This is a genomic window from Methylomonas methanica (assembly GCF_001644035.1).
Lineage (GTDB): Bacteria > Pseudomonadota > Gammaproteobacteria > Methylococcales > Methylomonadaceae > Methylomonas > Methylomonas methanica_A.
The window spans coordinates 17,324-36,083 of sequence record NZ_LUUG01000103.1; the positions used below are offsets into that span (position 1 = coordinate 17,324).

At 50.8% G+C, this 18,760-nt stretch carries 19 protein-coding genes and 1 tRNA gene; 13 read left to right on the plus strand and 7 right to left on the minus strand.

What is annotated here, in order from left to right:
• Position 1 precedes the first annotated feature (1 nt).
• From leuB to A1332_RS19165, 4 genes are all read left to right on the plus strand, one after another.
• Positions 2-1,081 carry a 3-isopropylmalate dehydrogenase gene (gene leuB / locus A1332_RS19150; protein ID WP_064010049.1) on the plus strand — a complete coding sequence of 360 codons (1,080 nt, stop codon included), beginning with the start codon at positions 2-4 and terminating at the stop codon, positions 1,079-1,081.
• 5 nt (positions 1,082-1,086) lie between these two features.
• Positions 1,087-2,109, plus strand: a complete 1,023-nt coding sequence (locus A1332_RS19155; protein ID WP_064010026.1) for an aspartate-semialdehyde dehydrogenase — start codon at positions 1,087-1,089, stop codon at positions 2,107-2,109.
• 69 nt (positions 2,110-2,178) lie between these two features.
• A complete protein-coding gene (locus A1332_RS26375; RefSeq protein ID WP_269454671.1) occupies positions 2,179-5,187 on the plus strand; it encodes a FimV/HubP family polar landmark protein in 3,009 nt (1,002 codons plus the stop codon).
• Between the two features lie 331 nt (positions 5,188-5,518).
• Positions 5,519-7,021, plus strand: a complete 1,503-nt coding sequence (locus tag A1332_RS19165) for a B12-binding domain-containing radical SAM protein (RefSeq protein WP_064010028.1) — start codon at positions 5,519-5,521, stop codon at positions 7,019-7,021.
• A 173-nt stretch (positions 7,022-7,194) separates the two neighbouring features.
• Here the strand turns inward: A1332_RS19165 and A1332_RS19170 are convergent, their stop codons facing one another.
• Together A1332_RS19170 and A1332_RS19175 are read right to left on the minus strand one after the other, a co-directional pair.
• Entirely contained in the window at positions 7,195-8,052 is an 858-nt protein-coding gene (locus A1332_RS19170) for an SDR family oxidoreductase (protein WP_064010029.1), read from the minus strand.
• A gap of 308 nt (positions 8,053-8,360) precedes the next feature.
• A complete protein-coding gene (locus A1332_RS19175; RefSeq protein WP_064010030.1) occupies positions 8,361-8,855 on the minus strand; it encodes a hypothetical protein in 495 nt (164 codons plus the stop codon).
• Between the two features lie 781 nt (positions 8,856-9,636).
• Between A1332_RS19175 and A1332_RS25760 the strand changes: the two genes are divergently transcribed.
• The gene (locus A1332_RS25760) at positions 9,637-9,837 is read left to right on the plus strand and encodes a type I restriction-modification system subunit M N-terminal domain-containing protein (RefSeq protein WP_197491515.1); all 201 of its coding nucleotides are present in this window, start codon (positions 9,637-9,639) and stop codon (positions 9,835-9,837) included.
• Between the two features lie 24 nt (positions 9,838-9,861).
• Positions 9,862-10,002 (plus strand): hypothetical protein, encoded by a 141-nt coding sequence (locus tag A1332_RS25765; protein ID WP_197491516.1) that lies wholly within the window; start codon positions 9,862-9,864, stop codon positions 10,000-10,002.
• 498 nt (positions 10,003-10,500) lie between these two features.
• Here A1332_RS25765 and A1332_RS19185 read toward each other — a convergent pair.
• From A1332_RS19185 to flgA, 5 genes are all read right to left on the minus strand, one after another.
• Positions 10,501-10,577: transfer RNA gene (locus A1332_RS19185), tRNA-Arg, on the minus strand.
• Between the two features lie 31 nt (positions 10,578-10,608).
• Entirely contained in the window at positions 10,609-11,388 is a 780-nt protein-coding gene (locus A1332_RS19190) for a flagellar brake protein (RefSeq protein ID WP_064010031.1), read from the minus strand.
• A 33-nt stretch (positions 11,389-11,421) separates the two neighbouring features.
• Positions 11,422-11,916 (minus strand): flagella synthesis protein FlgN, encoded by a 495-nt coding sequence (locus A1332_RS19195; RefSeq protein WP_064010032.1) that lies wholly within the window; start codon positions 11,914-11,916, stop codon positions 11,422-11,424.
• Positions 11,917-11,920: 4 nt separating this feature from the next.
• A complete protein-coding gene (gene flgM, locus A1332_RS19200; protein ID WP_064010033.1) occupies positions 11,921-12,226 on the minus strand; it encodes a flagellar biosynthesis anti-sigma factor FlgM in 306 nt (101 codons plus the stop codon).
• A 69-nt stretch (positions 12,227-12,295) separates the two neighbouring features.
• A complete protein-coding gene (gene flgA / locus A1332_RS19205) occupies positions 12,296-12,985 on the minus strand; it encodes a flagellar basal body P-ring formation chaperone FlgA (protein ID WP_064010034.1) in 690 nt (229 codons plus the stop codon).
• Between the two features lie 117 nt (positions 12,986-13,102).
• Between flgA and A1332_RS19210 the strand changes: the two genes are divergently transcribed.
• The 7 genes from A1332_RS19210 to flgF all read left to right on the plus strand — a co-directional run bounded on the left by A1332_RS19210 (position 13,103) and on the right by flgF (position 18,726).
• Positions 13,103-14,035: a chemotaxis protein CheV gene (locus A1332_RS19210; RefSeq protein WP_064010035.1), complete on the plus strand. Its 933-nt coding sequence runs from the start codon at positions 13,103-13,105 to the stop codon at positions 14,033-14,035.
• A 38-nt stretch (positions 14,036-14,073) separates the two neighbouring features.
• Entirely contained in the window at positions 14,074-14,940 is an 867-nt protein-coding gene (locus tag A1332_RS19215) for a CheR family methyltransferase (protein ID WP_064010036.1), read from the plus strand.
• A 178-nt stretch (positions 14,941-15,118) separates the two neighbouring features.
• Positions 15,119-15,514 (plus strand): flagellar basal body rod protein FlgB, encoded by a 396-nt coding sequence (gene flgB, locus A1332_RS19220; RefSeq protein ID WP_026603424.1) that lies wholly within the window; start codon positions 15,119-15,121, stop codon positions 15,512-15,514.
• 2 nt (positions 15,515-15,516) lie between these two features.
• A complete protein-coding gene (gene flgC, locus A1332_RS19225; RefSeq protein ID WP_036275191.1) occupies positions 15,517-15,933 on the plus strand; it encodes a flagellar basal body rod protein FlgC in 417 nt (138 codons plus the stop codon).
• A 7-nt stretch (positions 15,934-15,940) separates the two neighbouring features.
• Complete coding sequence (locus A1332_RS19230; protein WP_064010037.1) at positions 15,941-16,621, plus strand: flagellar hook assembly protein FlgD; 681 nt, start codon at positions 15,941-15,943, stop codon at positions 16,619-16,621.
• Between the two features lie 13 nt (positions 16,622-16,634).
• On the plus strand, positions 16,635-17,966 hold the full coding sequence (gene flgE / locus A1332_RS19235) for a flagellar hook protein FlgE (protein WP_020483241.1): 1,332 nt from the start codon (positions 16,635-16,637) through the stop codon (positions 17,964-17,966).
• A gap of 16 nt (positions 17,967-17,982) precedes the next feature.
• Positions 17,983-18,726 carry a flagellar basal-body rod protein FlgF gene (flgF, locus tag A1332_RS19240; RefSeq protein WP_064010038.1) on the plus strand — a complete coding sequence of 248 codons (744 nt, stop codon included), beginning with the start codon at positions 17,983-17,985 and terminating at the stop codon, positions 18,724-18,726.
• Positions 18,727-18,760: the final 34 nt, after the last annotated feature.

The window sequence follows — 18,760 nt, forward strand, 5'->3', positions numbered from 1 at the left end:
AATGCCCCAAAAAATTGCAGTCCTGGCCGGTGACGGCATCGGACCGGAAATTGTTGCCGAAGCGATCAAAGTCTTGAGTTTTATCAACACCGACATGAATCTGGGTTTGGTATTCGAGAACGCGTTGATAGGCGGCGCCGCTTACGACGCTTTCGGTACGCCGCTACCGCAAACCACGCTGAATCTGTGCAAAAACGCCGACGCAGTGTTGCTGGGTGCTGTGGGTGGTCCTAAGTGGGAACCGCTGGCACATGCGGTACGTCCGGAACGCGGTTTATTGGGCATTCGCTCAGAGCTAAATTTGTTCTCCAATCTGCGCCCGGCGATTTTGTATCCGCAACTGGTCGACGCCTCGACCTTGAAACCGGAAGTCGTCTCGGGTCTGGACATCATGATTGTGCGCGAACTGACCGGGGGCATTTATTTCGGCCAGCCGCGCGGCGTGCACGTGGCGGAAAACGGCGAAAGAGTCGGCATCAACACCAAGATTTACAGCGAATCGGAAATCCGCCGCATCGCGCATTCCGCGTTCAAGATTGCGCAAAAACGTCACAAAAAACTATGTTCGGTGGACAAAGCCAATGTGCTGGAAGTAACAGAATTGTGGCGTAGCGTGATGACCGAAGTGGGTAAGGACTATCCGGACGTGCAATTGAGCCATATGTATGTCGACAACGCCGCGATGCAGCTGGTGCGGGCACCGAAACAATTCGACGTGATCGTTACCAGTAATATGTTCGGCGATATTTTGTCCGACATCGCGGCGATGCTGACCGGCTCTATCGGCATGTTGCCGTCTGCTTCGTTGGACGCCAATGCCAAAGGCATGTACGAACCCATTCACGGTTCCGCGCCGGACATAGCAGGCCAAGGCATTGCCAATCCCCTGGCAACCATTTTGTCGGTGGCGATGATGCTGCGTTACACCTTTAACCAACCGGAAGCCGCCGAGCGTATTGAACGAGCGGTGAACACCGCATTAGATAGTAAAGTCAGAACTGCGGACATTTACTCGGAAGGGATGATCAAAGTCAGCACTTCCGGCATGGGCGATGCCGTACTCAACGCCTTAAAAGGATAAGCAATATGTCTAAAACTTATGATGTAGCAGTCGTAGGCGCCACTGGCGCGGTCGGCGAAACCATGATTTCCATCCTGGAAGAACGCAATTTTCCGGTCGGCAAAGTCTATGCCTTGGCCAGCGAACGCTCGGCCGGCAAACGTATACCCTTTAAGGGCGGCTCGCTAGTAGTGGAAGATCTGGCCAGTTTCGATTTTTCCAAAGTGCAGATCGGCCTATTTTCGCCGGGTGCATCCGTATCGGCGGAATACGCACCAAAAGCCGCAGCGGCAGGTTGCGTGGTGATCGACAACACTTCGCAATTTCGTTACGACGACGACATTCCGCTGGTGGTGCCGGAAGTCAATCCGGAAAAAGTCGCCGAATACAAAAATCGCGGCATTATCGCCAATCCCAACTGCTCGACCATTCAAATGTTGGTGGCGCTGAAACCGATTTACGACGCCGTCGGCATCAGCCGGATTAACGTCGCCACCTATCAAGCCGTTTCCGGCACCGGCAAGGAAGCAATCGAGGAACTGGCGACGCAAACCGCCAATCTGTTGAACGCCAAACCGGTAACAGCCAACGTCTATCCAAAACAGATTGCTTTCAATGTGTTGCCGCAAATCGACGTATTTATGGACAATGGCTACACCAAGGAAGAAATGAAAATGGTTTGGGAAACTCGAAAAATCCTCGGCGATGCCGATATCCAAGTTAATCCGACTGCGGTTCGAGTACCGGTGTTTTTCGGTCACTCGGAAGCCGTGCATATCGAAACTAAACAGAAGATCTCCGCAGAGCAGGTTCGCGAACTGTTGGCCGCAGCCCCCGGCGTCACTTTGTTGGATGAGCGCGAGAACGGCGGCTACCCGACGGCGGTAACCGAATCGTCCGGTAATGACGACGTGTTTGTCGGCAGAATTCGCGAGGATATTTCTCATCCGACCGGCATCGATCTATGGGTCGTTAGTGATAACGTCAGAAAAGGAGCTGCTTTAAACAGCGTGCAAATAGCCGAAGTGCTGGTAAAAAGCTACATCTAGTCTACGCTTAGCTCTGTGTTTTATAGTGGGTCAGTAAGTACCGAGGTATTACAAGTGAAGGAAAGCAATGTGAGCAATTTAACTAAAGCCTTAGCGGTTGTGTCGTTACTGGCACCAGTCAGTGCCCAACCCTTAGGTATCGGCGAAATTGAATTACATTCTGCCCTAAACCAAAAACTCAATGCCGAAATCAGACTGAGCGTAGCACCGGGGGAAAACCCGGCCGATGTCACGGTGAAATTGGCCCCGCCGGAAAAGTTCGACCAAGCCGGCGTGGTGTGGAATTATTTTCTTTCCAAGATCAAGCTGGAACCGGTGGTCCAATCAAACGGTTCTATCATTGTAAAAGTGTCCTCGCGAGAAGCATTGACCGAGCCGTTTCTGGATTTCCTACTGGAAGTGACGTGGCCGCAAGGCAGCATGATGCGCGAGTTCACCTTACTCATCGACCCGCCGACGGCTTATAACCAGCCGGTCACTCCTGTCGCGGAAACTAGCGGTTACAGCGCCGAACCCATTGAGCCATTAGAGCGCCCGGTAAGGAAAACTCGAACCGCACCCAAACGCGCAGTGCGTGCCGCTCCTGCCGACAACATTACCCCACAAACGCCCACCAGCGGCGAATTTGGCCCGATCCAAAAATCAGACACTTTGTGGAGTATCGCCACCCAAGTGGGCCAGGAAAAGAACATTCCGACCCAAAAAATGCTGACCGCTTTGTACAGAGCCAATCCGGACGCATTTAACAACGGCAATATCAATTCCTTGAAAGAAGGTGCAACGTTAAAGATTCCTGAGCCGGATGCAATTATGAATCCGGCACAAAGACAAGCACAAAATGAGCGAAAAGTGACCAATAAGCAGGTCAAGCCGGAAACCGCTCAAGCCGAAACGACCAAGAAAGCGCTTGAATTAGTAGCCCCCACCGAAGCCAAGGCTGCCGGTACCGGTTCGACAAAAACCGAACAAAACTCGGCTGCGGCAGCTAATCCGGCTTTAACTAGCGCTGCTGATCAAACCAGCGATGGGAAAGATCTGGAGCTGCAAGCTCGCATCGAAAAACTGGAACAACAACTGGGAATGATGCAACAATTGCTGGCCTTAAAAGATCAGCAACTGGCCACTTTACAAAACAACAAACCAGCACAGGCCGAGCCTAGCCCGCAGCCCGCGCAACCGACTCCTCAGCCGCCAGTCGTCAGCCCCGAGCCCCCAACGCCGGCCGTAACGCCCACGCCGCAACCACCGGTTTCCGAACCTGCCGTCGTGACACCACCGGCGCCCAAACCCATTGCTCCGCCCGCGCCTAAGGTTACCCCACCGCCACCTCCACCGGTTGTTGCGGAAGACGAAGGCTTATTTGGCTCGGACGCTTATTACTGGGTTGCCGGCACCTTAGGCACTGGTATTTTTGGCTTGCTGGGCTGGTTACTATGGCGCAAACGTAAAATCGACGAGCGCACCAACACCGAAAGCATGTTCGCCTCGGCCAGCCAAATTCGGCTGCCCGATTCGGAAAGCAGCCTTTCCGTACCGATTATGGACATCAGCAGTACCGACGAATACGACGTCGGCACTGTAGGCGAAAGTTCGTTTATCAGCGACTTTACCCCTAGCGATTTCGATGCCTTCGATACCGATCAAAACGAAGTCGACCCCATCTCGGAAGCCGACGTTTATTTGGCATATGGCCGCTACCAACAAGCGGAAGAACTGATTCGTCATGCGATAAGCGAACAGCCTAACCGCGACGAATGCAAACTGAAATTACTGGAAATCTATTACGCCAGTGAAAACAAAGACAGTTTTGCCAGTTATGCGCAAGAACTAGCCGATGCCGGTAAACAAGCAGATAAGCCATTCTGGAAAAAAGTCACGGACATGGCTAAAGAAATCGCCCCTGATTTAGCCTTGTTTGGCGGCAGTTTTGCCGCTACCGCTGCTCCCACCAGCAACAGCGATACTAGCTTGGGCTTAGCGAGCTCCACTGCGGCCGATACGGAAATTATCGATTTAGATAAAAGCTTTGCTTTGCTTGATGACGATTTGTCGGATCTGGATATCGATAAGGATTTGGCGCTCGAGGATAACGGACTGGATTTTGACTTGGGAAGCTTCGGCGGCAGCGCTAAATCACCGGATCAAAGCAAGCAAGCTGATGCGAATATCGAGAGTATCGATTTCGATCAGCCATCTGCTTCCAAATCTGCTGCGGATAGTGCCGAAACAATTGAAAGTATCGCGGTTTTCGGCAACGGCGACATAGAGTCGTTCGACTTCGACTTTGCGCTAGATACTGACTCGGAAAAAGCCGAAGCGGATTCGGCTGCCTTGGAACTGGAATCTCTGGATTTCACCAATTTTGCAGGAATAGGTGCAGATACTGAATCCGGACCTGCTGACAGCGCCGAGGACATAGAAACAAAATCGCCTAGTGCGCTGGACGCTTTAGAGAGTTTCGATTTTAACTTCGATATTGACAATGCCGACCACGTAGCAACAGCCGACAAAACCAACGCGGATGCCTCAAATGCCGAGACACCAACAGCTTTAGAGTCATTCGACTTTAGCGATTTCGATGACATCAAAAAGACCGCTTCAGACCTTTCGGATAAAAGCGCAGAAGCCCTGCCGGACGCAGAAAGTTTCGATTTCGACTTCGACAGTATTAGCTCCAAAACATCCGCTGACGATAGCCTAAGCGTCGAACCGGAGCTGAATTTAGAATCGCAGTTGAAACTGGAAACATTCGATTTTTCCGATTTTGACAATATTACCCCTAAATCAGCGCAATCTTCAGACAAAGCTTTGGAAACGCCTGCGCAATCAAGCGGCGAGTTTGATTTTAACTTCGACTTCGACGCGCCAATAATCAGTACCACGGACAACAACGAGTTTGAATTGGGAGTTTCCGATTTGACCGATATGGACGAATTCGAAACCAAAATCGATTTGGCTAAAGCTTATATCGACATGGGCGATACCGAGGCGGCAAAATTGATAGCTGAAGATGTATTGTCCAAAGGCTCAAAACAACAACAGCAAGCCGCACAGGCTTTACTTGACGAACTTAAATAAGCATCGATTACAAACCGATTTTTTTTGAATTGTTAGATCCCGTATTTTAGGAAAAATCGGTTGCTGCTTAGTTATTTCACAGGCTGATTACCACTAGCGTTTTATCCCCTAACTATCGCCGGTCTAAGCAGACCTCGCCAAAGCCGGCAACATAATTCACCCTGCCGACCTGATACGGCCTAGCGTTTTCAGCGCGAGGCCACGTTCCAAAACAGCTTGCAGTATTAAGTCGCCTGCGCTTGCCGACGTGCCACGAGCTGCTTCCAGCATCAAAATTGGTGCTATGCTGGCACATTAAACCAATCAAGACGCAATCCGCCATTCATAAGACATGCCCAGCATCGTTATCACCACTCTCAACGCCCGCTATATTCATACTGCTTTTGGCTTACGCTATCTCTACGCCAACATGGGTACCTCACAAACTGACACAGCCTTATTAGAATTCGGCATCCAGCAGCGCCCGATCGAAATTGCCGAAAAACTCCTGCAACAACAAGCGCGGATTATTGGCTTTGGTGTTTATATCTGGAACGTGGCGGAAATCAGCGCGGTGGTAGCCATCCTGAAACAAGTCGCACCGGAAATTATCATCGTACTTGGCGGTCCAGAAGTCAGTCATCCGCCGGATTTACCGAGCGTTGCCGAATTAGCGGACTATATCGTCACCGGCAACGGCGAAATAAGCTTTCCGCAATTATGCCGACAATTGCTGTCAGGACTTAAACCAGCAGAAAAAATCGTGACCGGCGAAATGGCCGCATTGGACATCTTGGCATCGCCATATCCACACTATACCGACACCGACATCCGTCAACGAATTATCTACGTGGAAGCGTCGCGCGGATGCCCGTTCAAATGCGAATTCTGCCTGTCGTCCCTGGACACCACCGCCAAACCGTTTAATTTAAAAGGCTTTTTGCGTGAAATGGAAATTCTATACCAGCGCGGCGCGCGACATTTCAAATTCATCGACCGTACTTTCAATCTAAAAGTAGACAGCAGCGTCGCTATCCTCGAGTTTTTTTTGGCACGCTTGAGCGAAGATTTATATTTGCACTTTGAAGTGATTCCGGACAATTTGCCAGAGCGTCTGCAGCTGGCCATCAGGCAATTCCCGCCTGGTGTGCTGCAATTTGAAGTGGGCGTACAAACCTTCGATCCTGCCATTCAACATCTGATCAGCCGCAAACAGGATAACCAAAAGACCGAAGCCAATTTAAGCTGGCTCCGACAGCATTCCAACGCCCATATTCATGCCGATCTAATCGCCGGTCTGCCTGGCGACACCCTTGCCGGCTTCGGTGCCAGTTTCGATAAATTGTTTGCGCTGAATCCGCAAGAAATTCAGGTCGGGATTTTAAAACGCCTGCGTGGCGCGCCAATCAACCGACACAATGACGGCTACAAGCTACGTTATGACCCACAGCCGCCCTATGCCATTCTCTGCACCCACGACATAGGCTTTACCGACTTACAACGCATTACACGATTCGCCCGCTTTTGGGATTTGATCGGTAACTCCGGCCGTTTTGCCGCAACTTTACCGTTAATTGTCGCCGATCAACCGTTCGTCCGCTTTTTACAATTCAGCGATGCGCTATACGCCTTAACGGACAGCACCTGGCAAATTGCTTTGAAGCGCTTGTTCGAATTAACCTATTCCGTCATGACCGACACACTGCTTGTGCCAGCATCCGATGCAATGGCAGCTTTAGATCAGGACTATCGAAGAAGCGGCGAAAAAAGCCCACCGGCGTTCTTGCAACAAGCCACGACAGTGAATGCAACAAAGCGCGGCGTGGCGAATAAGCGGCAAAAACAATACCTATAGCTCTCGCCTATTAACCCGGCCCGTAAATACCGTCGCTCCCGCGAAAGCGGGAGTCCAGCGACTATACTGAATTCGCTTCGCGGTCTAACGGCTCCCGCCTTCGCGGGCATGACGAATCCAGGGAATTTAAAGGCAATAATCTTGCATAGCATGGGTTTTACAAGGTGTTGACCTCAACCATCCGCACCCGGCAACGGACGTACGGTTGCATAGCCGTCCCGATAACTAGGATACAAAAAGCGGTAACCCAAAGCCTTGAGTCGGGTGTTGCGGCAGCGTTTGTTTTGCGGGGCATCCGGGGCTACTGACAACGGCGAAGGGTGAGGATAAGCAAATTGTTCGGACAACCAACTCATCACATCCCAAAGCGGGGCCGGCTCGTCATCGCTCGCCAGGTAACAAGGTTCCAAGGCTAAACCGGCGAGTTGTTTTTCCAGTAAAAATAGCAAAACCGCCACACAATCCTCGGCGTGAATGCGGTTGGTATAACTGGGCGGTTGTTGCTGAACGCTCTCCCCTTGCTCCGCTCGGCGCACCAACCAATCACGACCGGGCCCGTAAATACCGGAAAAGCGCACGACGCAATTGCGATTACTCGCAGCCCACAACCGTTTCTCCGCCGCTACCAGCCACCGGCTAGTCGCGCTAACCGGCTCAGCCATACTGGTTTCATCGACCCATTCACCGCGATTCTGCTCGTAAACACTGGTTGAAGATACCATCAACCAACTCGGTGGCTGTTCAGCCGCCGCAAAATGCGCCAACAAATTGCTCAGACCGACATCGTACAGAGTCTGATACTCTTCGGCCTGTCGGCTATCGGGAGCCACTATAAATATCACCGCATCAAAACTGCTTGGCAAGGATACCAATGACGAGGCCGATCTTATATCGGCAATAAAAATCGGAAACGGAGTTGAGATAGCCGGCGCGCTGCGCTTCAGCGCGGTTACCTGATGCCCCTGCTGATGCAAGCGCAAAGCCACCGGATAGCCGATATCACCACAACCGATCACTAGTATTTTTGCCATAGTCTTACCCGGGAGAATCTTCATATCGCCTATTATGGCCTGCCACAGCAAGATAAATCCTATAAAAACCGTGCCCCGATACATTCGGGTTGATTTCACTGGGGTACCCGATTTCGCGAGAGCGGGGAGAATCGTATCGTTGGAAGTTCGCTAAAAAGATTTTCCTGTAGTGAAATATATTGCCGGTTTAGCTCACAGCATTTTTTAAAACGCTTCTGGCAGACCGGCCTGGAATTTTCAATAGGCATAAAAAAACCGGATGGAGTACTAGACTCCAACCGGCCTAAAAGCCCAATGACAACTTGGGTTTAAACGACCTGTTTACGACGACCGATATACAAAAAACCCAACATAGCACTAGTCATAAACCATACAGAGGCAGGGAGAGGTACGCCTGAGACAGGGTTTTGATTGGCCGCTGCTTGAATATCGACGCCATACAGAAACACCAAGTTATTAGTCAGCAAACCAGGTTTAAGAAAGCTTAACAGGTAATCATCACCCGCTAATGCAAGACTACCGGATTCGCTGATCCAACCGCTTGTGGTCCAAAGAGCCAACTTAAAAGGACTGGCGGATGCGTAACTTTTAAAACCGGTAAAGGTTTCCAAAGGTGTAGCACTGGCCAAACTAGCTCCTTCAGAAAAGATACCGAAGGTCTCTCCTGAGGGAAATAGGGAACCAGGAGCGAAAAACTCGCTATCCCCTGAAGTCGATTCCCAAATGACGCCTGCCGAACTTGCAGTCGAAACGGCAAGCAGGCAAACAGCAAGCCAAAGTTTTAAAGATAAAAGCGTTTTCATGGATTGTTCTCCATTTTTACTAACGTTAACAAACGGCTATCCTTTAGCCACCTTATACTCCGAAGCCGATATCGCAGAGCGACATCGGCTTTAGCAGAGTTCTGTCTGCTTACAACGAGTCTTTAACTCTTGTAAGCATCTATTGCCGAACATTCTTTAATCGCAAGGCAATAGCTTAAAATGGTTAATCCCTGAAACAGAGATCAAGTTCAATAGATGAATTGATATATTCAAACGAATTTACTGAAACGGCGCTTTTTACCCAACTACTTGAATAACCACCCTCGGCTACCTATGACGTATCGTCGCAGCGCACTGTTTCACGCATTGCCGCGAATCTTTACTCCGGTTTCTCCCGAGACTTATCCATATTTCAACCGTTACAAACAACTCAGTGCGAGCTCCACTGCCTGATATAAATCGCTTCCGACTCTACCGCGCAGCGTAATGCGCCACACCCCATTGCTATAACAGAAACCACCTTCAACTCTCTGAAGAGTCGTGCATCTGTCCGACAAATCGGTTGTTCAAGACTAAAAACTGTACTAGGAAATTGGTTATGCGTAGATTCTACAACCGGCAACTTAATCCTTTATTAACAAAAGATTAAGTTTTGATTAAAGCCTTCAGGATATGAAGTCCACAACTCGCGGATTAACAAAAACTCAACATGGTAGATGCCCCTTCTGTTTGCGGAAACCTAGGGCTGGTGGGTAAGAAACCTTCCATCAATACTCTCCCTTGTTACGCGAGGTTCGCTTAGCATGCATGCACAGGTATCATGCCACTTTATTTTGTTCCCGGAAGGTCTAGCCAGCTGGACAACAGCATCACCACCAAATGGAACATGGACCACTCTACCCACAACAAAATCGTCAGTTTTATCTGGTCTATTGCCGACGACTGCCTTAGGGATGTATTTGTGCGCGGAAAATATCGCGACGTCATCTTGCCAATGTTTGTCTTACGCCGCCTCGATTAACTGCTAGAGCCCAGCAAACAAGCCGTGCTAGAAGAAGTGCGCTTCCAACGCGAAGACACCGGCATGGCCGATCTCGATCCGATTGGTTTGCGCGATGCCTCGGGCTATGTGTTTTACAACACCTCCCGCTTTACCCTGAAAACCCTGCTCGGCAACCATTCGTAACTGGAAGCAAATTTAAAGAACTGCCTGGACGGCTTTTCCGACAACGTCAAAGGAATTGTCGTGGCCTGGAGCATTCCAAGCTGAATGTGCAGATTGGCCTGGACGACAGTGAAACCGAATTGGACCCGCAAAATCCTATTCTGCGCGGTGCTCGCACGGGCGGCAGCGATAAAAATCCGCTGGACGAAATCATCAAAGCCTTTAACGAACGTTACTTTGCCGACTGGAAAGCCCCCCCGGAAGAGCCGCGGGTGAAGATCATTAACATCGCCAAGCATGTCATGGATCATGCCGATTATAAGGCGCAGGCGGAAGACAGTCCTGATGCACAGAATCGGCAGCTGGCATTGGAGAAACTGATTCAGAATACGATCAGCATCGAACGACGGGAATTGGATTTGTATAAACTCTACGCCTCAGGCCCTGATTTCAAGCAGGCATTTGATTTGACGAGCGAGGGTGTTGTTCAGCCAAGGAAGCAGTCTGTAAGAGCTTTTATGGCGTCCCGGAGACGATTCGAACGTCCGACCTGTCCCTTAGGAGGGGACCGCTCTATCCTGCTGAGCTACCGGGACCTGGGTTGAAATTTTACCACAGGGCAAAAGGCTAAGCTTTCTGTTTTCTAATCTCTACGCGTTCAAGCGACGTGATGAAATAGGACAGCTTGGATTGGCTTTTTGAAGACAAATTTTCGAATAGTCCGCCGATTTGCACTTTGGCTGATGACGCCGACACCGGCTTTACAAAGCGCACGGACAGATCAAAATCCATTACATAATCTTCAAAAGTAATTTGACAGTTTTTGACGGTATCGCCGCGCTGCACTCGCGCTCTGTTAACGGGAACGGTAATACCCGCTCCGCCTCTGGATAAATCGAACAGACTACCTCCGACCGAAATACCTGTGCGTTGCACAACACCGGAAAACGGAATATCGATACTGCTTATTTCCAGACGCGGGGTACGCCGCCGCTGGGGATAAAACACCCGATCAGGAAAGGGGGCTTTGTAGTAATTGATTCCTCGTGAATGACCGACTTCGATTCCCGTCAGATTAAACGATAAATGGATACCTTTATGAAATGTAGAGAGTTTCAACGAGCGACTAAGCAACAAAAAATCGTTACCGTGTTTAGGCATCAGCTCGTCGAGAATAATGACTTTCTTATCCAGTTTGACTGCGAGTACAGAGGAACTAAAGTCCTCGCCCTCCACCTGAACGGTACATAGCGGCGAACTATTTTCAATTTCACCCAGCAACTTGGCAATCTTGTCGGGATCAGTAATAAAGTTGGGGTTCTCAAAACTTAATAGCTCGTCATCATCATCTTGAGCGGGCTCCGGTGGCAACGGTTTTGAAAATAAATGCTTGAGTTTTCGCAGCATATGAGCGACCTGTCTGGTTATTCGTCGCTCAGTCTACACCGAAATTAATGTATGCGAAAACAGCTCGTTGCGGGTGACGCCATCGGGCCCGTAGGTGGCGGCTAACGGCGACTTACCTCTTAAGATTTGCAGTGATCTTTGCGTATGTCGACTCAATAACGCGATGCTGGCACCGTTTTGTTCGTTAATTGCGCGACAGGTTTGGGAGAGTCTAACGATGTGATTCCAATAACTCCAGGACTCGGAAATATTGATGCCTGCGGCTTTGGCTTTGACAAGATAGGCTTTGATGCCATCGTTACTCACCACCAATTGCTCGGTGGCGAGCACCTGGCCTAATTGCTTGGTAAATTGCTCAAGCTGGGCAACCAGATCTTTTTTGTGTGTAGCGATTGCCGAAATGGCATCCGCATCGGTTTTTTGCTTCAGGCTTGCGGCTTCGGCGTTTAGTAGCTCCAGCAAACTTTGCGTCGCTTTTAAACCGTTATTTAGTAGTTTCTCGGTGATTTGGTAAGTTTTCTCTATCATGACGTTATGTGCTATTGCTTAGTTGACCTTCAAATTGCAACATTTTCTCGGCAACGCGCTCGGCGTTAACTTGATAGCTGCCGTCCTGTACGGCGGCTTTTATGGCCGCCACACGGTCTTCGTTCACCACGGAGGCGGCAGCGCTTGAAGCTGTGGCCGATTTAATGTCCAGAGCGGTCGCGGTGATGTTGACTGTGTCCGTGGAGGCGCCGGCGACGGGCTTCTCTTTAAACTCGGCCGAGTCCTTAACCGCTGATTTTGCCGGTAGCGGTGTGCTAACAGATTTGCTGGTGATAGGGTCGATAGCCATGACGGAATTCCTAAATTAGTTTTATCTGTAGCATTTAGCGGCATCATCATAAATTCCTTTAATGCTTTATCAAAAATAAACCGATACCTGACCGGAATCGACCACGGTCGCCTGGATTACGCGTTGCGAAGACAGGTTTTTTACATTGATTTTCTGACCTTTGGCGCCATCAGCCATCGCCGTGCCAACCGCGCTAATCATTACTCCGGCCTTGCCTGATTGAATATTTACCCGCTCGCCCCGCTTGACCAATGTCAACTCGGTAACATGCAGCTTGCTTAACACGCTGCCGGCGGGAATATTGCGTACCGCCTGCTTATCGACGACGTCATCCAGCTCGGTCAGATATCCCTGTTGCAACAAGCCGATATCGCGGGTTTCCGCACTCAAATACTCGGCACGAATCACATCGCTGCGCTGTAAAGATCGATTCAGGACTAATACGTCTTTAAATGACCTTACCGATACCATGCTGTAAATCGTCCAGCCTTTTTCGCCGTGACAACGCACTCCCACCGTATTCCTACCCGGCTTTATCTCGCCGGATTGGGTAAATACTTGCAAAGGTTGTTCGCACTGCGGCAATTGCAAACGCGGATCGATTTGCGCACCGCCAATTTCATACTTGCCACCAGGAGCGAGATTGGTGTTGATGTACTGGCTAACGGCATCCTGTATTAACGGCACCGATTGCACCGGTCCCGCTAACGTTGTTTCGCAAACCAACAGCAAAATCACTCTCAAATTTTTGATCTTCATTGCAGTCGCCATTTTTTTGACTTTTGCAAGGATAAAGCACGAAACATACCAGTAATTTTATAAAGTAAAAAAAAGCAAAGTGTCTATAATTGCAAGCAGCATATTTCAGGGGGTTTTATGGCCGGAGTCTTAGACGGAGTCGATCAGCGCACCAAACTGGCGGGGCACAACAGATTCGAACTCTTGTTGTTTAAACTTGTTAGTAAACAACGATTTGGAATTAATGTTTTCAAAGTTCAGGAAGTGATTCAATGCCCACCCTTAACTCAAATTCCCAATTCACATTCGGTGATTTGCGGGGTCGCGCACCTACGCGGCAAGACCATTCCCGTGCTGGATTTGTCCATGGCCATAGGCATGAGACCATTGGTGCGCGACGCCGGCTGCTACGTCATCGTCACAGAATACAACCGTTCCATTCAAGGCTTTCTGGTCGGCTCGGTAGACCGGATCATCAACATCGGCTGGGAACAAGTAAAAGCCCCACCCACCGGCACCGGTAAAGAAAGCTATCTAACCGCAGTGACTGAAATCGACGGCGAGTTGATCGAAGTTATTGACGTCGAAAAAGTGATGAAAGAAGTCATCGGCGGCCGCGAAGAAGCTTCCGCGGAAGTCATCGACATGGAAGTAACCAGCAAAAATGATCACATCCTGGTGGTGGACGATTCATCGGTAGCCAGAAACCAGGTTAAACGTGTCTGCCAACAAATCGGCATTGAGTGCACGCTGTTAAAAGACGGCCAAGAAGCCTGGGATCATTTAAACGCGTTGGTGGCGGACGGCATCGATATTCAAGACAAATACTCGATGATCATTTCCGATGTAGAAATGCCGCGCATGGACGGCTACACCCTGGCCACCAAAATAAAAGCCGACCCCAACATGAAGAAAATCTATTTGATTTTGCATACTTCATTAAGCGGGGTGTTTAACACGTCAATGGTCCAAAAAGTGGGTGCTAACGAATTTCTGGCCAAGTTTGATCCCGACTCGCTGATGAACTCCATCCAGCATCAACTCAAACTTTATCATGCCGCCCATTCCTGACCGACAATCAACGCGCCGCCTGCCCTCAAAACTCAGATATGTTGAACCAGGCTGAACCGGGTAGTCCGGCGGGTAAAATTATCGACATTTCCGCCGCGGAGTATCAAGCCATACAACAGTTCCTCAGCCAAAGTTGCGGCATTGAGTTGGGTGACAGCAAACAATACCTGGTAAAAAGCAGATTGTTGCCATTGATGGGCAAATTTGAATTCTCAAGCTTCGCCGAACTGGCCAACAGCCTGCAATCAGCTTCATTTTCCGCGCAAAAAATCAAAAGCGCCGTAGTCGACGCGATGACCACCAACGAGACCTTCTGGTTTCGCGACGAACGGCAATTCGTCGAACTAAAAGACAAAGTCTTACCCGGCTTGCTAAATAGCAAAAACGGCAACGTAAGAGTTTGGTCCGCCGCGTGCTCATCCGGTCAGGAACCCTACTCGATAGCCATCTGCGCACTGGAAGCAATCAAAGGCTCTACCAAATCACGCTCCGTGCAAATTATCGGCACGGACATCTCCGAAGCCATTCTTGAGGAAGCCAAGAGAGCAGTTTATTCGGAAGCCGCGCTGTCGCGTGGCATGGATAGCGCCGCAAAAGTGCGATATTTTCACAAAAATTACGACGGCTACTTACTTAGCCCCGAAGTCAGCCAACTCGTGCGTTTTCAACAATTCAATCTGCTCAAGTCATTCACTGCCTTGGGCCGTTTTGACCTGATCTTCTGTCGCAACGTCTTGATCTATTTCTCCGATCAAGTCAAACGCGACATTCTCACCCGCATGGCCGACAGTCTGGAACCGGGCGGCTATCTGTTCCTCAGCAGCACAGAAGCGATGCCGATAGGTTTGGACAGCTTTGAATTGGTTCGCTCCGGCTTAACCAGCTACTTCAAAAAAATCGGTTAGCCCTCTCGCCAGTTTATTGACGACTTAAGCAAGCGGCAGCATTTTGCCGCCACGCCTGAAACACTGTTTTTTGACACTCACGTCAGCCATTAAAATTGCTATACAAATGAAATAAAAGCATATTTATTTTATGGCACATATACTGCTTTTAGGTTTAAAAAACCCAAAGGTGGCAATTATGGCTATTAATTTCGACAGTGCCTTAGGCATACATCCGCAAGCGTTAGCGTTGCGCGAAAAGCGCAGCGAGATTCTGGCTTCAAACCTGGCCAACGCCGACACGCCCGATTACAAAGCCCGCGACCTGGACTTCAAATCGGTGTTTCAACAAGCCCTGGCCGGGGACGGCTCGGAACTGAAGCGCAGCCAGCAAGGCCATCTACCTAGTCACAATAATGTACTCGGCGCCGACCTGCTCTATCGCAATCCGCAACAAGCTTCGCTGGACGGTAATACCGTCGAATCGCACATCGAGCAAGCTAAATACGCGGAAAATGCCGTGCAGTACGAAGCCAGCTTGCGTTTTATCAACAATAAGTTTTCCGGGCTGATGTCGGCCATTAAAGGGGAATAACCATGTCTTCATTTCGCATCTTCGACGTCGCCGGCAGCGGCATGAACGCGCAAAACCTGAGACTTAATCTGGTAGCCAGCAATATTTCCAATGCCAGCAGCGTCAGCAGCAGCATCGACCAGGTCTACAAATCCCGCCAACCGGTGTTTGCGGCCGAACTGAAAAACGCGATGGACAAGAACAGCACCGCCAGCGGCGTCAACGTACTCGGCGTCGTCGAAAACCAGGCGCCGCCGGTGATGGAGTACGCCCCCAATCATCCGCTGGCGGACGCCACCGGCTACATCTATAAATCCAACGTCAACACCGTGGAAGAAATGGCCAATATGATGTCCGCTTCCCGCTCCTACGAGAACAATGTAGAGGTGTTGAACACCGCTAAAAACCTAATTCTGCAAACCCTGAAAATGGGACAGTGAGGCATTTATGAGCAGCGCAATCGATACATTTAATAGCCTCGGCTTGGCCACTACCGGTTCCGGCACGGCAAAAGGCGTGCAAAAACAAACCTTGGGACAAGATCAGTTTCTGAAACTGCTGACCACGCAAATGACCCATCAGGACCCGATGAAGCCCATGGACAACGGCGAATTTCTCGGCCAAATGGCCCAGTTCAGCACGGTATCCGGCATTCAGGATCTACAGGCTTCGTTCAAGGATTTCGCCAGCTCGCTCAGCTCCGACCAAGCCCTGCAAGCCGCCGGCTTGGTCGGACGCCATGTTTCGGCTCCCGCCAAGGAAGCCCTGCTTGGCGCCGGCGGCAGTGTCTCCGGCGACTTCGAAATGCCCAGCAGCTCGCCGAATGTCAGCGTGAAGATCATAAACCCGCAGACCGGCGCCATCGTTAGAGAACTCGATATGGGCGCACAAGCGGCCGGTACTACCACCTTCGAATGGGATGGCAAGGATAGCAGCAAGCAACTTGCCGATCCGGGCGTCTACAAAATTCAAGCTGAAGCCAAAATTGGCGGCGTCAATACGGTATTGGCCACCAACATCAAATCGCTAGTGAAAAGCGTGACGTTGGGCGGCGGCAGCGGCGGCCTGCAAGTCAATCTCGATGGCGTCGGCACCGTAAAATTCAGTCAAATCAAACAAATCTTGTGAAGGAGAAGGCATCATGGCTTTTACAACAGCATTAAGCGGCTTAAACGCCGCATCCAACAACCTGGCGGTGACCGGCAATAATATTGCCAACGCCAATACCGTGGGCTTTAAAAAATCACGCTCGGAATTCGCAGACGTTTATGCGTCCAGCCTGGGCGGCGTCAGCAACACCACTGCCGGCGCTGGCGTCAGAGTTGCCAACGTCGCCCAGCAATTCAATCAAGGCAGTTTGTCGTTCACCGACAACAATCTGGATTTGGCGATCAGCGGCGAAGGCTTCTTCACCATGGCCAAAAGCCCAACAGAAACCAATGACATTACTTATACTCGCTCCGGCGAATTCAAACTGGATAAGGACGGCTATCTGGTCAACAATCAGGGCAAATCGCTGATGGTCTACAAACCCAACGGCACTGCCGTCGCGGATGGTTTCAGCACCGGGGTAACACAGCCAGTTCAGATCAATACCCTTACCGGCCTGCCCAGCGCCACGGACACCGTATCGCTGGCGGTGAATCTCAATGCCAACGAAACAGTTCCGACGGTGACGCCGTTCGACCCAACCAACAATAACTCCTACAACTCGCAAACCTCGGTGACCGTTTATGATTCGCTGGGCTCGCCGCATATTCTGTCTACATACTATGTGAAAGGCGCCTCAACCGCCTCAACTACGGATTGGAGCGTTTACCACTATATGGCCGAACCGGCCACACCGACAGCCAGAACCTCGATCAATGCCGGCACCTATGGCACTGCGGTTGCCGCTCCGGCCACCCCCTCCACATTGCCGACGCCGGCCGTGATGACCTTCGACTCCTCCGGTAAATTACAAACCCCGGTATCCGGTAGGTTCGCCCTGAGTGACTACACCATATTGCCGGCAACCGGCGCGGCACCGGTTAAGGTGGGTACCATGGACTTCTTCGGATCCACTCAGGTTCAGGAAAAGTTCAGCGTGAATACGATGACGCAAAACGGCTTACCGGCCGGACGCTTGACGGGCATTGATATTGACGATGAAGGGGTAATATTTGCCCGTTTCAGTAACGGCGGCTCACAAACCATGGGTAAAGTCGCATTGACACGCTTCGCCAATACCAACGGCTTGGCCAAAATCGGCGATACCGCCTGGGGACAAAGCGCCAACTCCGGGGAACCGATTCCCGGTGAAGCAGGCGCGAATAACTTTGGTCTGATTCAGGCCGGCGCGTTGGAAAGCTCGAATGTCGAGTTATCCGCGCAATTGGTCAACCTTATCGTCGCCCAACAGCATTACCAGGCCAATGCCCAGACCATTACTACGGAAAACAGCATCATGCAAACCATTCTGCAAATTCGGTAATTCATAGGAAACCGCCATGGACCGTAGCCTTTATATCGCGATGAACGGCGCCAAGCAGACCTTGCTGGCGCAAGGCGCCAACGCCAATAATCTGGCCAACGCTCAAACCACCGGCTTCAAAGCCGATTTCGAGCAATTCCGCGCGATGCCGGCTTTCGGTCCCGGCTACCCCTCAAGGGTTTATTCGATGACCGAACGCCCCGGCACCAACATGGCTAGCGGCAGCATCCACACCACTGGCCGCGACCTGGACGTCGCGATCAACGGCCAGGGCTGGATCGCGGTGCGGAATACAGAGGGCCAGGAAGCCTATACCCGCGCCGGCGATCTTCGGCTAACCCCCGAAGGCTTATTGCAAAACGGCGCCGGACTCTCAGTGCTCGGCGAAGGCGGTGAACCGATCACCGTTCCGCCCGCTCAAAAAATGGAAATCGGCACCGACGGCACCATCTCCATCGTCCCGCAAGGTGTCAATGCCACCAATAGCGTCATTGTCGAACGGATCAAGCTGGTCAACCCCGATCCGGCCAATCTGGAAAAACGCGAAGACGGCTTGATGCACGCCAAGCAAGCCGGCGCCATCCCGCCCGACGCCAATGTCACGCTGATTCAAGGCTCGCTGGAATCCAGCAACGTCAATGCTTTGGCGGCAATGGTGGAAATGATAGAACTCTCTCGAAACTTCGAATTGCAATCCAAAGTCATGAAAAACATCGACGACACATCCGGCGCCAGCGCCAAGTTGATGCAAGTGGCATAGTTTCTGCATTACTCCTGATAAGACAAAAAATTGT